This window comes from Pseudomonas sp. S07E 245 (assembly GCF_019599025.1).
In the GTDB taxonomy this organism is placed as follows: Bacteria; Pseudomonadota; Gammaproteobacteria; order Pseudomonadales; family Pseudomonadaceae; genus Aquipseudomonas; species Aquipseudomonas shirazensis.
Window position 1 is genome coordinate 396,071 of record NZ_CP080625.1, and the last position, 12,562, is coordinate 408,632.

The following is a 12,562-nucleotide window of genomic DNA, read 5'->3' on the forward strand; positions in this document are numbered from 1 at the left end:
CTCCTGTCAGCGATTACCGCGCCGGCTCATGAACGCCAGGCGCTCGAGCAACTGCACGTCCTGCTCGTTCTTGACCAAGGCGCCGGCCAGCGGCGGGATGGCCTTGGTCGGATCACGCTCGCGCAGGACCGCTTCGCCGATATTGTCGGCCATCAGCAGCTTGAGCCAATCGACCAGCTCGGAGGTCGAGGGTTTTTTCTTCAGGCCCGGTACCTTGCGCACATCGAAGAACACATCCAGCGCCTCGCTGACCAGCGACTGCTTGATGTTCGGGTAGTGCACATCGACGATCTTCTGCAGGGTGTCGCGATCAGGGAAGGCGATGTAGTGGAAGAAGCAGCGGCGCAGAAACGCATCCGGCAGCTCTTTTTCGTTGTTGGAGGTAATGATGATGATCGGGCGCTGCTTGGCCTTGATGGTCTCGTCGATTTCGTAGACGTAGAACTCCATCTTGTCGAGTTCTTGCAGCAGGTCATTGGGAAACTCGATGTCGGCCTTGTCGATCTCGTCGATCAGCAGAATGACCCGCTCTTCAGCCTCGAAGGCTTCCCACAACTTGCCCTTTTTAAGGTAGTTGCGCACATCGTGGACCTTGTCCACACCCAGCTGCGAGTCGCGCAGGCGGCTGACCGCATCGTACTCGTAGAGGCCTTGATGGGCTTTGGTGGTGGATTTGATGTGCCAGGTGATCAGCTTCGCGCCAAACGATGCCGCCAGTTGCTCGGCGAGCATGGTCTTGCCGGTGCCGGGCTCGCCTTTGATCAGTAGCGGGCGTTCGAGGGTAACTGCCGCATTGACCGCCAGTTTCAGATCATCGGTGGCGACGTAGTCGCGGGTGCCTTCGAACTTCATCAACCAATCCTCTGCAAGTGTCTGGGCCGGCCCAGGCAAGGCTATCTAAATGTGTACTGGACTATACGCCGCACCTGGGCAGCTGCAAACGCAGACCGGGTATTCAGTCTCTGAATGGTGCGTCGCGCCGCCTTTCAGTCAGTGTCAGGCGCGGGCCTTTCATAGCGCGCACTGAACGCCTGGATGAAGCCATTGCGCAGGATCTGCAGAAACGCCTCGAAGCCATTGATGTTCTGCTGATGCACACTGCCGCTGAGCTCGACGCGGGTGGCGAACTGGTTTTCCGGCTGGTTTTTCAGCACGGTTTCGGTAGTGCCGACCACCGCTTCCCAGATCGAACGGAAAAAGCTTTTGTCTTTGTTCTCGACGTCTTGCTGCCAGTTGAATACTTCCACATTGCGCAGCAGCGGTTTGATGTAGCCCTTTAGTCGGCCTTTTTCGGCCTGAGCCTCGATCACCACGTCGCCATTGCCGGCATTGAAGTCGAACTTGCCATAGGCACTGGCGAAGTCATTCATCTTGCGCAGTTCAATGCCAGTAGCGCGCAGGCGGAACTCGAAATCATCGAAGTCGCTGAACGGGTCAAAGGTCGCCTTGCTCTCGACCTTGGCATCGCCGAGCAGGCGCGCGGTGCCTTCGAAGCTGGCGTCGCGGCGGCCCTCGGCATCGCGCACATTGGTCAGGTTGCGGATGCTCGCCTGCAACTGCGTGGCCTTGAGCGTTACCGGCGGCTTGGAGTTGAAGTTGCGGAAGGTCAGCGTACCGTCATCGATGCGCACTTCGTTGAGGGTGATCGGCAGCAGTTTTTCCAGCTGCTGGCGCCAGTCGGTGCCTTGACCGGTCTGCGAGTTCTGCTTGTTGCCACCGTCGACGAAGTTAAGCTCCGGGCGCAGGAAGGTCACCTCGGCCACCACTGCGTGGTCGTACCACAGCGAATGCCAGCTCACCGAAAAGTCGACTTTCGGCGCATCGACAAACGGCACCGGTACCTTGCCAGTGGTCTTGACGATCTTAAGGCCGTTGATCTGGTAGGCGCCGCGCCACCATGCCAGGTCGACGTCGCTGACCTGGCCGCGGTAATCACCCATGTCGGCCAGTTTTTCGTTCAAGTAGTCGCGCATCAGGTAGGGCAGGGCCAGGTGCACGGCAAGCAGTATCACAAGCAGGCTGACCAGGGCGACCAGTGGCCGGCGATAGCGGGCTGTCATGAGGGCTCTCCAAAGCAGGTTGAGCGGTTGACCGCAGGCATCGCCGGGGAGTTCGACCGGGCTTTACGCTGCTGGCGGGCAGGCTTACCCTTGAGGCTTTCCCCGCTCGGTTAAGGACCCTGCCAATGAGCCGTATCTACGCAGACAACGCCCATTCCATCGGCAACACGCCGCTGGTGCAGATCAACCGCATCGCCCCGCGCGGGGTGACCATCCTGGCCAAGATCGAGGGGCGTAACCCCGGCTACTCGGTCAAATGCCGGATCGGCGCGAACATGGTCTGGGACGCCGAAGGCAGTGGCAAACTCAAACCGGGCATGACCCTGGTCGAGCCGACTTCGGGCAACACCGGTATCGGCCTGGCCTTCGTTGCCGCCGCCCGTGGCTACAAACTGCTACTGACCATGCCCGCTTCGATGAGTCTGGAGCGGCGCAAGGTGCTCAAGGCGCTGGGCGCCGAGCTGGTGCTGACCGAGCCTGCGCTGGGCATGAAAGGCGCCATCGACAAGGCCAACGAAATCGTTGCTTCGGACCCGCAGATGTATTTCCAGCCTGGCCAGTTCGACAACCCGGCCAACCCGGCTATCCATGAAAAAACCACCGGCCCGGAAATCTGGAACGACACCGACGGCGCGGTTGACGTGCTGGTTGCAGGCGTCGGCACGGGCGGCACCATCACCGGTATTTCCCGTTACATCAAGCACACCCAGGGCAAGCCGATCCTGTCAGTTGCGGTCGAGCCGGTGGCCTCGCCCCTGATCACCCAGGCGCTGGCCGGCCAGGAGCTCAAGCCCAGCCCGCACAAGATTCAGGGCATTGGCGCCGGGTTCATCCCGAAGAACCTTGATCTGTCGATTGTCGACCAGGTCGAGACGGTCAGCGATGACGAAGCCAAGGCCATGGCCCTGCGCCTGATGCAGGAGGAGGGCATTCTCTGCGGTATCTCCTGTGGTGCAGCGATGGCTGCGGCCGTGCGCCTGGCCGAAAAGCCAGAGATGACCGGCAAGACCATTGTGGTGATCCTGCCCGACTCGGGCGAGCGCTATCTGTCGAGCATGCTTTTCTCTGACCTGTTTACCGAGCAGGAAAACCAGCAGTAAAATCCTGTGTCATGGCGGCTCTTGAGCAAACCGAGAGCCGCCTTGGATTCCCGGCGCAGGGCGTGTACCGCGCAATTGCCTGACCCCGCGCAATACCCCGCGAAAGCCTTTATTACAAAATCTTCAACATTGCTATCCGGCGCAACCTGTTTTTACTGCGGGCGGATGGGTTTATGATGTTCGGCTATCTGCAAGTGATGGCCTGATTTCCTACTCCAAGGAGTGTTGCATGAGCTTTTCCTTTGTCGCCAAGGCGGGTGTCCTGCTGGTGTTCTTCGGCAGCGTGCTGTACGTCCATTTGCGCGGCAAGGCGCGCTTGCCGGTGCTGCGCCAGTTCGTCAACCATTCGGCGCTGTTCGCCCCCTACAACAGCCTGATGTACCTGTTCTCCGGCGTGCCGTCCAAGCCATACCTGGATCGCCAGCGCTTCCCTGAGCTGGATGTGCTCAAGGACAACTGGCCGGTGATCCGTGAAGAGGCCATGCGCCTGTTCGACGAGGGCTACATCCGCGCCGCCGAAAAAGACAATGACGCAGGCTTTGGCTCGTTCTTCAAGAAGGGCTGGAAGCGCTTCTACCTGAAGTGGTACGACAAACCGCTGCCGTCGGCCGAGGCGCTGTGCCCGAAGACCGTCGAGCTGGTCAGCAGCATCCCCAGCGTCAAGGGCGCGATGTTTGCCCTGCTGCCAGGTGGTAGCCACCTGAACCCACACCGCGACCCGTTCGCCGGTTCGTTGCGCTATCACCTCGGGCTGTCCACACCCAACTCCGACAACTGCCGCATCTACGTCGACGGCGAGCCGTATGCCTGGCGTGACGGGGAAGACGTGATGTTCGACGAGACCTTTGTGCACTGGGTCAAGAACGAGACCGACGTCACTCGGGTGATCCTGTTCTGTGACATCGAGCGGCCGCTGACCAGCCCGCTGATGACCCGCATCAACCGTAAGGTCAGTGCCTTCCTCGGCCGTGCTACTGCACCGCAGAACACCGATGACGAGCGCGTCGGCGGGATCAACCAGGCCTATGCCTGGAGCAAGCGTTTCAGCAACAAGCTCAGCACCCGGGTCAAACAGTTCAAGCGCGCCAACCCGAAGGCCTACCGCATTCTGCGGCCGATCCTGGCCGTACTGGTGGCTTACCTGCTGTATCGCTGGTTGTTCTGACTCAGCGAAACTCTGCGGGGATGGCGTGGCGCAACACGCCTTCCTCGAACTCCAGCGTTCCAGCTTCGCGCTGGGTCAGCAAGTAATAGAGCAAGGTGTCGAGCGACTGCGTCGGCGGCACCTGCACGGCCAGCATCTTCACCGCCTGCTCCACTTCGCTGGGGCAACCGAACTCGCTCAGCGCTGCGCGCACCGGCTCCAACGCCCCAGCTAACTTGACCAGCACGCGAAACACGCTGGCGCCGCCACTGTTGCTCAACGCCGCAAACCACACCTCGCCATCGGCTTCGCTGACGCTGATCAGGTCGCCGGGGGCGATGCCGTAGGCGTAGAACGGGATGCTGTCGATCAGGTAGCCAGCCTCTGTCTGCTGCGCCCACAGGCCTTCCACCGAAGCCGGAGGGTAGCCTTGCGCATCCTGCTCCAGGCGGAACAGGATCTTTTTGAACACCGGCGAGTGCTCCGTGCTCATGAGCGCGCCTGCGCCAGCGCGCGCGGTGCAGGCCTGAGTACCAGCCACAGCGCGACGCCGATCAGCAGCCCGCCGTACAGGTGGCCCATCGACAGCGACTCATCCAGCAACCAGGCGCCCCACAGCACGCCGAAGACCGGGATCAGGAAGGTCACGGTACTGGCCTTGACCGGGCCGATCTCGGCCAGCAGGCGGAAGTACAGGATGTAGGCAAAAGCCGTGCATAGCAGGCCCAGCCCGAGCAACGACAACCACACCTGCCAGCCGCCCCAACTGGCAGGTGGCTGGCTGAGGGCGCTCCAGGCGAACAGTGGGCTCAACAGCAAGGTTGCGCCGAGCATGCTGCCCAGGGCCGACAGGCGGCTGTCCAGGCCGCTGATCCAGCGCCGCGCGAGGTAGCCGGCAAAGCCGTAGCAGGTGGTCGCGGCCAGACACGCCAGCGCACCTTGCACCAGGGCCAGGTCCAGTGCCACCGGGCCGGCGCCACTGAGGATGCCGACGCCGAGCAGGCCAAGAAAAATCCCCGCCAGCTTGCTGACCGTCATTGGCTCGTGGAAGAACAATGCGCCGATCAGCACGCCCATCAGCGGCGTGGTGGCGTTGAAGATCGCCGAGTAACCCGCAGGCAGCACCTGCGCGGCCACCGAGTAGAACGTCGCCGGGATGCCCGAGTTGATCATGCCCAGCAGCAGGCAGGCGCCGAGCTTGCCGTTGAACTGCCATGGCACCCGCGCCACGGCCAGGATCGCGATCAAGCCCAGGCACGCGATCGAGACCCGGAAAAACGCCGTCGGTACCGTGCCGAGCTCCGGGGCGATGATGCGCATGAACAGGAAACTGGCCCCCCAGACAGCGGCAAGGGTTAGCAGGCGGGCGAGGGCGATGGGGCTCACGGGGGTCTCCAGAATCAGGGCAGGGTGGGAGTGTACGTGAGTGCGCTGGGCAGGTTCTTGTCCTTTCTTGCTGCGCTACTAAGCTGAGCGCTTGAACCCTGCAGAGGCATCGGTATGTCCCAGCACTGGCCCGCCAGCGAAATCGCCCGCAGGGTACTCGATGGCTTCGATAACTACCGCGAGCACTTCCGGCAGATAACCCTGGGTGCGCGCGAGCGATTCGAGCGCGCTGACTGGCACGACAGCCAGCGGGCGGCAGCTGCGCGGATCAGCTTGTATGAGGAGAAGGTCGTCGAGGTCAATGGCTGGCTGCGCGAGGGATTTGCCGAGGCGCTATTGCTCGATGTCGCACAATGGCCGTTGGTCAAAAGCGCCTACATTGGGCTGATCAACCCGCGGCTGGACGATGAGTTGGCCGAGACTTGGTACAACTCACTGTTCTGCAGCCTGTTCAGCCATGACCTGATCAGCGACAGCTGCATGTTCATCCACACCACCCGGCCGGCCCTGCGCGACCATCAGCGCGCTGCGCAGACGCGCATTTATCAGGCCGACTGCAGCCTGAGCGGGTTGTTGCACCAGGTGTTTGCCGATTACCCGTTCAGTGTCGACTATGCGGACTTGCCCAGCGACGTCAGCCGCCTTGAACAGCAACTGCGCCGCAGCTTGCCCGACTGGGTGTGCAAGGACCCGAGCCTGGCACTGGAGCTGTTTGCGCCCGTGCTGTACCGTAACAAAGGTGCGTATCTGGTAGGCCGTTTGTACACCCGGGATGAGCAGTGGCCACTGGTGATCCCACTGCTGCACCGCGAAGGTCATGGCCTCGAGGCGGACGCGGTGATCACCGACGAAGCGGAGGTGTCGATCATTTTCTCTTTCACCCGCTCCTATTTCATGGTCGATGTGCCGGCGCCGGCGGAGTTCGTCAGCTTTCTCAAACGTATTCTGCCCGGCAAACATGTGGCCGAGCTGTATACCTCGATTGGCTTCTACAAGCATGGCAAGTCGGAGTTCTATCGGGCGCTGATCAATCATCTGGCCAGCAGCGACGACCGCTTCGTCATGGCGCCGGGTGTGCGCGGCATGGTTATGAGCGTGTTTACCCTGCCGGGCTTCAGTACGGTGTTCAAGATCATCAAGGACCGTTTCGCACCGTCAAAAACAGTCGACCGCGCTACCGTGATCGACAAATACCGCCTGGTAAAAAGCGTCGATCGGGTCGGGCGCATGGCCGACACCCAGGAGTTCGCCGACTTTCGCTTCCCGCGGAAAAAGTTCGAGGCCGCGTGCCTGGCCGAGTTGCTGGAAGTGGCCCCGTCCACCGTGGTGCTGGAGGGCGACACGGTGCTGATCCGCCACTGCTGGACCGAACGGCGGATGACGCCGCTGAATCTGTATCTGGAACAGGCCAGCGACGCCCAGGTGCTGGAGGCGTTGGAAGATTACGGCCTGGCGATCAAGCAGCTGGCGGCGGCCAATATCTTCCCCGGTGACATGCTGCTGAAGAACTTCGGCGTAACCCGCCATGGGCGGGTGGTGTTTTACGATTACGACGAAATCTGCTTTCTCGATGAGGTCAACTTTCGCCATATCCCGCCGCCGCGCTATCCCGAAGACGAGATGTCAGGCGAGCCGTGGTATTCGATCGGCATCCATGATGTGTTCCCGGAAGAATTCCCACCGTTTCTGTTCGCCGATATCGGCCAGCGCCGCCTGTTCAGCAAGCTGCACGGGGAGCTATACGACGCCGATTACTGGAAAGGGCTGCAGGCGGCCATTGCGGGCGGCAAGGTCATCGATGTGTTCCCTTATCGACGTCAGCCGCGCGAATGACGGTCAGCCCTTGAGGCATTTCAGTTCACTGAAGCTGGTGCGCACCTTGCTCAGGCGCTCTTGCAGAAGCTGACGCTGGGCGGGTGTGCTGTCCTTGATCAGGTCGACCAGCAGGCCGCGCGCCTGAAGTTCGGTGTTGTTGAACGCCTTGCGATAGTCCTGCGTCCACAGGCTCTCTTTGTGCTGCAGCAGCTGTGCGACGCGCGGTTCGAAGCTGGGCGTGGCGCGTTGCTGCATGGCCAGCAGCAACTGTTGCTGCCAGTGCGCGCGGTTGGCGATCCACTGGCGGTTCTGGTCGCCCAAGGCTTGCGACCAGTTCTGCACGCGCAGGCGCTGGGCGGCGTTGAGCTCGCCGAGCCAGGGCTTGGTGCGTTTCTCCATACGTTCGGCGCGTTTGCTGATCTGCTTGGCCAGCGGCGTGTCGACGTAGGTGCGCTGGCGCTCGCGGATGTCATCCGCGAATGCCTGGCGCATCTCTTCGACCTGCTGATCATCCATGCCGCGCAGCAGCTCGACGGCGGACGGGGTGATTGCTTCGGTGACCCGGGCAATCGCCTCGCGGGCCTCTGCTGTGCGCTGCTGCAAGGCCTGATCGGTGACTTGATCCTCGGCAACCATCGCACGCATGCGGTCGAGCCAGTCGAGGTAGCCGGGCAGCTGTGTGGTGCAGTGCCACGCCAGATGCGCCTGCAAGCGCTGGTCGAGCCAGTTTTTCTGCTCGCGGTTCATGTCTAGATAATCGCCCAGCGACCACGGCACCAGCGTGTCGAGGTTGCGATAGGCAAGGTCGATGCGGCTGCAGCCGAACAGGGTGGCGGCGCAGAGCAGGGCGACAAGGCTGAAGCGCAGGGCGTTGGTCAGGCAGACAGGCATGAGCGAATCCTTGCAAGAGCGTGCCAGCAATAGACGCAGCGGCGGGTTTGCAGTTCAGTCGAACCAGCGGTCGGGCGAGGCGGCGGGTTCAGGTGTAGAATAGCCGTCTTGTCTTGAGGAACATCGGAAATGGCTCTACTTGGGCGTTACAACAGTTTGCAAATCGTCAAGCACGTCGAATTCGGCCTGTACCTGGATGGCGGCGCCGACGGCGAAATCCTCCTGCCGCGGCGTTACATCCCCAAGGATACGCCCACCGAGCTCGATGACTGGCTCAACGTGTTCATCTACCTGGACAGCGAAGACGAGCTGATCGCCACCACCGAGAAGCCCAAGGTGCAGGTCGGCGAGTTCGCCAGCCTGAAGGTAAAAGATATCAATGGGGCTGGTATCTTCCTCGACTGGGGCCTGAGCAAAGACTTGCTGATGCCCTACTCGGAAGAGAAGCGCTCGCTGAAGATCGGCGATTACTGTGTTGTCCACGTCTACCTGGACAAACGCACCCGCCGCATCACCGCCACCGCGCGGCTGGACCGCTACCTCGACCTGACCCCGGCCGCGTACACCGCAGGCCAGCCGGTTGAGCTGCTGGTGGCCGATGAAACCGATCTCGGCTTCAAGGCGATCATCAACAACCGCCATTGGGGATTGATTCACAAGAACGAGATATTCAAGTTCCTGCGTTCGGGCATGCACGAGAAGGGCTTTATCAAGGAAGTGCGCCAGGACGGCAAGATCGCCCTGAGCCTGCAGCCGGTTGGTCAGGCCCTAGCCGATGGCCTGCAAGAGCAGATCATGGCCAAGCTGGAAGCTGCTGGCGGCACTCTGGCAGTGTGTGACAAGAGTGATCCGCAGGTGATCAGCGGCCTGTTCAACGTCAGCAAGGGCAACTTCAAGAAAGCCATTGGCGCGTTGTTCAAGGCCGGCCGTATCGTCATCCTTGACGATCGCATCGAGCGGGTCTGATCAGTCCTGGACGAAGGTGCGGAAGTCCAGCTGCTCGCCGCCCGGCCGGGTGTCGCGCAGCAGCGAATCGCGGTCAGCGCTGAGGGCCAGACTGATGGTCGAGCGGCGCTTGCCGGCGTTGCGCACTTCCAGTTGCTCCTGGTGCGCACGCAGGTAGTTGATCGGCACTTTCAAGTGCTGCAGCTCGTCTGACTCCGGGCTGTGCAGCAGCAGGTTGACCCAGTCAGGCTGGCCTTTGACCAGCAGCCGCATCGGGATGTCGAACCACCACAGGTTGCGCTTGGGGTCGAGGATGGCGAACAGGCAGTTGTCGCTGGTCAGCACCGGCCGGGCCAGCGCTTGGTTGCGCCGGGCGATGGCGGCGGGTTTGTCGAGTTTCATGCAGGTTCCTGCGGGTTGACGCTTGAGATGACCTGACATTGTGCGGGGTGGCGCGCGGGCGAGCAAGGCTTGCACACGCTGATGTCGCTTTACCCGGCTGCCTGCAATGGGCGGCTGTTTGCCGATGTTTCAGCGCCTGATGGTTTTGCGCGCAAGGCAATGATCGAGAAAAAAATGAAACTCTCGGCAAAGGCCACCGGTCGATTCGTATGTCGACGCGGTTATCTCGCGTCTTTGCCTAAAAGGAACTTCCCCATGAGTGGCACCAAAGACAAAGCGAAAGGCTTGGCCAACGAAGCGGTAGGTAACATCAAGCAAGGTGTCGGCAAGGTCACCGACAATGACAAGCTGCGTGCAGAAGGCAAGGCGCAGGAAGTCAAAGGCGAAGCACAGCAGAAAGTCGGCGATGTCAAAGACGCGGTTAAAAAGCCATAAGCGCTCATTCTTAGGAAAACGGCTACCCAAGGGTCGATGCCGGTAAGTTAAGGTTTGAATGCTGATTTTGGGGCTGCTCTGCAGCCCTTCGCGGGCAAGCCCGCTCCCACAGGATCGCGCACAGTCTGACTCCAGCACTGTACCTGTGGGAGCGGGCTTGCCCGCGAAGGGCCGTAGAGCGGCCCCAATTGCCTTTGATGAGCAATGAACAGCAACGCGCCTGACGTGGTCTATTAGACTTGCATGCATACCATAAGGCCTGTCGCATCGTCGGCCGGCAGCCAAGATGATCGAGCGGCGAAAGGAGACGCTATGATTTTTAACGCCTTGCAGGGCCTCCCCCTGCACCGTGTGCTGGTGCGCACCGTCAGTGAGTTTCTCGATGACGAGATGTCCACCTACGCGTCGGCTCTGGCCTACCAGATGCTGTTTTCGCTGTTCCCGTTCCTGCTGTTCCTGATTGCCCTGATCGGTTTCCTGCACCTGCCTGACTTCTTCTCCTGGCTGCGCTTGCAGTCCGAGCTGGTGCTGCCGCCGCAGGCACTGGAACAGGTCAATCCGGTGATCGACCAATTGCAGCAGTCCAAGGGTGGCCTGCTCTCGGTGGGTATCGTGATTGCCCTGTGGACCGCCTCGGCCGGTGTGCGCTTGATGATGAGTGCGATGAACGCCGCTTACGACGTTCCGGAAGGGCGCCCGGTGTGGAAGCGCATCCCGCTGTCGATCTTCTACACCATCGGCATCGCCGGCATGCTCCTGGCAGCGGCGGCGTTGATGGTATTGGGCCCACAGGTGATGGAGTGGATTGCGGCGCAGGTGGGCATGCAGGAGTTCATCGTTACTCTGTGGACGATCGTGCGCTGGCCGGCAATCGTCGTGCTGATGATGGTCGCGGTGGCGTTGATCTACTACGTCATGCCGGACGTGAAACAGAAATTCAAGTTCATTACCCCAGGCTCGGTGCTGGCGGTGGTGGTGTGGATCATCGCCTCGCTGGGCTTTGGTTATTACGTCAAGACCTTCGCCGACTACAACGCCATGTACGGCAGCATCGGGGCAATTATCGTGCTGCTGCTGTACTTCTATATTTCAGCCGCCGTACTCTTGCTTGGCGCCGAGATGAACGCGGTGATCGAGCACATGTCCGCCGAGGGTAAAGACCCAGGCGAGAAGGACTTTGACGGCCACAAGCCGAAGGAGACCGTGTCTGTGCTGGGTCATGAGCGTCCGGTGGCGACCGAACCCCCGAGCCCAGAGCCGAACCGCTGATGATCCGTGACATCCTGAAAATGGGCGATGAGCGCCTGCTGCGCATCGCCCCGCCTGTTCCCGAACACCTGCTTGGCAGCGCCGAACTACAGCAGTTGATCACCGATATGTTCGAGACCATGCACCATGTCGGTGGCGTTGGCCTGGCCGCGCCGCAGATCGGCGTCGACCTGCAACTGGTGATCTTCGGCTTCGAGCACAGCGAGCGCTACCCGGACGCCGAGGCAGTGCCGCAGACCATTCTGCTCAACCCGGTCATTACACCGCTGTCGAGTGAGACCGAGGAGGGCTGGGAGGGCTGTCTGTCGGTGCCAGGCTTGCGCGGTGTGGTGCCGCGGTTCACGCGCATCAGCTACAGCGGCATCGACCCTGAGGGCAACTTGTTCGAGCGCGTCGCTGAAGGCTTCCATGCGCGGGTCGTGCAGCATGAGTGTGATCATCTGATCGGTCGCCTGTATCCATCGCGGATCCAGGACTTCTCCCGGTTTGGCTACACCGAGGTGTTGTTCCCTGGGCTGGACATCGGCGACGACTGATCACGGCCGAGCGCGACCAGGTTTTTGCTGCGCTGATAGCGCGCCAGACGCATGCTCAGCGCCTCGGTCAGATCATGCGCGGGGCTAAAGCCCAATCGCTGATAGAACGGCAGTAGCTCCGGGTGGCAGAACAGCCACACGGGGCCCGATGCAGTTGCCAGCGAGGCCTCGATCAACTGCCCAGCGATGCCACGCCCACGCCACTGTGGGTCGACCAGCAGCCCGGTCAGCCATTGACCGTGGCCCACCGGGCTCAAGCTCATCCCCGCAACGATTGCGCCCGCACGCGCTACCCACAGCGCGCCGCCGGCTGCCGAGCGCATGCGCGAGCCTTGCTGGCGATAGAAGTGATCAAGCAGGCGTTGCTCCAGTCCGCAGAGGGGCGCGTAGGTCAGGGCAGTCATCGTGTGTTCCAGTTCAGCGGTAGCGGGCGCCTGGGGGGGCAGACTGTTGCACATTGCGCAAGGCTGTATGTCCTACCGTGGGGTTCAAGTATTGCGTAACAGGCGTAAAATTGTCTCATCCCCTCAGCAGTACGACAAAGCGGGACCGGTACTTCGTGCCATCGGTGCACTCGAT

At 61.4% G+C, this 12,562-nt stretch carries 14 protein-coding genes; 7 read left to right on the forward strand and 7 right to left on the reverse strand.

Features of this window, described 5'->3' with window-relative positions:
* Positions 1-6 precede the first annotated feature (6 nt).
* Positions 7-852, reverse strand: coding sequence for a MoxR family ATPase (locus K3F44_RS01905; RefSeq protein ID WP_101317515.1), 846 nt, complete (start codon positions 850-852; stop codon positions 7-9).
* A gap of 134 nt (positions 853-986) precedes the next feature.
* Positions 987-2,060 carry a DUF748 domain-containing protein gene (locus K3F44_RS01910; protein ID WP_220633240.1) on the reverse strand — a complete coding sequence of 358 codons (1,074 nt, stop codon included), beginning with the start codon at positions 2,058-2,060 and terminating at the stop codon, positions 987-989.
* 125 nt (positions 2,061-2,185) lie between these two features.
* Between K3F44_RS01910 and cysK the strand changes: the two genes are divergently transcribed.
* Positions 2,186-3,160 carry a cysteine synthase A gene (cysK, locus tag K3F44_RS01915; protein ID WP_103436487.1) on the forward strand — a complete coding sequence of 325 codons (975 nt, stop codon included), beginning with the start codon at positions 2,186-2,188 and terminating at the stop codon, positions 3,158-3,160.
* Positions 3,161-3,389: 229 nt separating this feature from the next.
* Positions 3,390-4,325, forward strand: a complete 936-nt coding sequence (locus K3F44_RS01920; RefSeq protein ID WP_101317521.1) for an aspartyl/asparaginyl beta-hydroxylase domain-containing protein — start codon at positions 3,390-3,392, stop codon at positions 4,323-4,325.
* A gap of 1 nt (position 4,326) precedes the next feature.
* Here K3F44_RS01920 and K3F44_RS01925 read toward each other — a convergent pair whose 3' ends face one another.
* Both K3F44_RS01925 and K3F44_RS01930 read right to left on the reverse strand, forming a co-directional pair.
* Complete coding sequence (locus K3F44_RS01925) at positions 4,327-4,797, reverse strand: DUF4265 domain-containing protein (protein WP_101317523.1); 471 nt, start codon at positions 4,795-4,797, stop codon at positions 4,327-4,329.
* On the reverse strand, positions 4,794-5,690 hold the full coding sequence (locus K3F44_RS01930) for a DMT family transporter (RefSeq protein WP_101317525.1): 897 nt from the start codon (positions 5,688-5,690) through the stop codon (positions 4,794-4,796). The genes K3F44_RS01925 and K3F44_RS01930 overlap by 4 nt, the downstream gene beginning before the upstream one ends.
* A gap of 114 nt (positions 5,691-5,804) precedes the next feature.
* Here K3F44_RS01930 and aceK point away from each other — a divergent pair, with 114 nt between their 5' ends.
* Complete coding sequence (aceK, locus tag K3F44_RS01935; protein ID WP_220633241.1) at positions 5,805-7,523, forward strand: bifunctional isocitrate dehydrogenase kinase/phosphatase; 1,719 nt, start codon at positions 5,805-5,807, stop codon at positions 7,521-7,523.
* A gap of 3 nt (positions 7,524-7,526) precedes the next feature.
* Here aceK and K3F44_RS01940 read toward each other — a convergent pair whose 3' ends face one another.
* Positions 7,527-8,396, reverse strand: coding sequence for a DUF6279 family lipoprotein (locus K3F44_RS01940; protein WP_220633242.1), 870 nt, complete (start codon positions 8,394-8,396; stop codon positions 7,527-7,529).
* A 129-nt stretch (positions 8,397-8,525) separates the two neighbouring features.
* Between K3F44_RS01940 and K3F44_RS01945 the strand changes: the two genes are divergently transcribed.
* Positions 8,526-9,362, forward strand: a complete 837-nt coding sequence (locus K3F44_RS01945) for a S1 RNA-binding domain-containing protein (RefSeq protein WP_220633243.1) — start codon at positions 8,526-8,528, stop codon at positions 9,360-9,362.
* Here the strand turns inward: K3F44_RS01945 and K3F44_RS01950 are convergent, their stop codons facing one another.
* Positions 9,363-9,743 (reverse strand): hypothetical protein, encoded by a 381-nt coding sequence (locus K3F44_RS01950; RefSeq protein WP_150571494.1) that lies wholly within the window; start codon positions 9,741-9,743, stop codon positions 9,363-9,365.
* A gap of 255 nt (positions 9,744-9,998) precedes the next feature.
* Here K3F44_RS01950 and K3F44_RS01955 point away from each other — a divergent pair, with 255 nt between their 5' ends.
* The 3 genes from K3F44_RS01955 (at position 9,999) to def (ending at position 11,983) form a co-directional block, all read left to right on the forward strand.
* Positions 9,999-10,178 carry a CsbD family protein gene (locus K3F44_RS01955; protein WP_101317536.1) on the forward strand — a complete coding sequence of 60 codons (180 nt, stop codon included), beginning with the start codon at positions 9,999-10,001 and terminating at the stop codon, positions 10,176-10,178.
* 312 nt (positions 10,179-10,490) lie between these two features.
* On the forward strand, positions 10,491-11,447 hold the full coding sequence (locus tag K3F44_RS01960; RefSeq protein ID WP_101317538.1) for a YihY/virulence factor BrkB family protein: 957 nt from the start codon (positions 10,491-10,493) through the stop codon (positions 11,445-11,447).
* On the forward strand, positions 11,447-11,983 hold the full coding sequence (gene def, locus K3F44_RS01965) for a peptide deformylase (protein ID WP_220633244.1): 537 nt from the start codon (positions 11,447-11,449) through the stop codon (positions 11,981-11,983). The genes K3F44_RS01960 and def overlap by 1 nt, the downstream gene beginning before the upstream one ends.
* Here def and K3F44_RS01970 read toward each other — a convergent pair.
* The gene (locus K3F44_RS01970; protein ID WP_220634128.1) at positions 11,938-12,306 is read right to left on the reverse strand and encodes a GNAT family N-acetyltransferase; all 369 of its coding nucleotides are present in this window, start codon (positions 12,304-12,306) and stop codon (positions 11,938-11,940) included. The genes def and K3F44_RS01970 overlap by 46 nt on opposite strands.
* Positions 12,307-12,562 lie beyond the last annotated feature (256 nt).

Coding starts and splice junctions, on each gene's coding strand:
- K3F44_RS01905 (WP_101317515.1), bottom strand. CDS start 852: ATGAAGTTCGAAGGCACCCGCGACTACGTCGCCACCGATGATCTGAAA.
- K3F44_RS01910 (WP_220633240.1), bottom strand. CDS start 2,060: ATGACAGCCCGCTATCGCCGGCCACTGGTCGCCCTGGTCAGCCTGCTT.
- cysK (WP_103436487.1), top strand. CDS start 2,186: ATGAGCCGTATCTACGCAGACAACGCCCATTCCATCGGCAACACGCCG.
- K3F44_RS01920 (WP_101317521.1), top strand. CDS start 3,390: ATGAGCTTTTCCTTTGTCGCCAAGGCGGGTGTCCTGCTGGTGTTCTTC.
- K3F44_RS01925 (WP_101317523.1), bottom strand. CDS start 4,797: ATGAGCACGGAGCACTCGCCGGTGTTCAAAAAGATCCTGTTCCGCCTG.
- aceK (WP_220633241.1), top strand. CDS start 5,805: ATGTCCCAGCACTGGCCCGCCAGCGAAATCGCCCGCAGGGTACTCGAT.
- K3F44_RS01940 (WP_220633242.1), bottom strand. CDS start 8,396: ATGCCTGTCTGCCTGACCAACGCCCTGCGCTTCAGCCTTGTCGCCCTG.
- K3F44_RS01945 (WP_220633243.1), top strand. CDS start 8,526: ATGGCTCTACTTGGGCGTTACAACAGTTTGCAAATCGTCAAGCACGTC.
- K3F44_RS01950 (WP_150571494.1), bottom strand. CDS start 9,743: ATGAAACTCGACAAACCCGCCGCCATCGCCCGGCGCAACCAAGCGCTG.
- K3F44_RS01955 (WP_101317536.1), top strand. CDS start 9,999: ATGAGTGGCACCAAAGACAAAGCGAAAGGCTTGGCCAACGAAGCGGTA.
- K3F44_RS01960 (WP_101317538.1), top strand. CDS start 10,491: ATGATTTTTAACGCCTTGCAGGGCCTCCCCCTGCACCGTGTGCTGGTG.
- def (WP_220633244.1), top strand. CDS start 11,447: ATGATCCGTGACATCCTGAAAATGGGCGATGAGCGCCTGCTGCGCATC.
- K3F44_RS01970 (WP_220634128.1), bottom strand. CDS start 12,306: ATGCGCTCGGCAGCCGGCGGCGCGCTGTGGGTAGCGCGTGCGGGCGCA.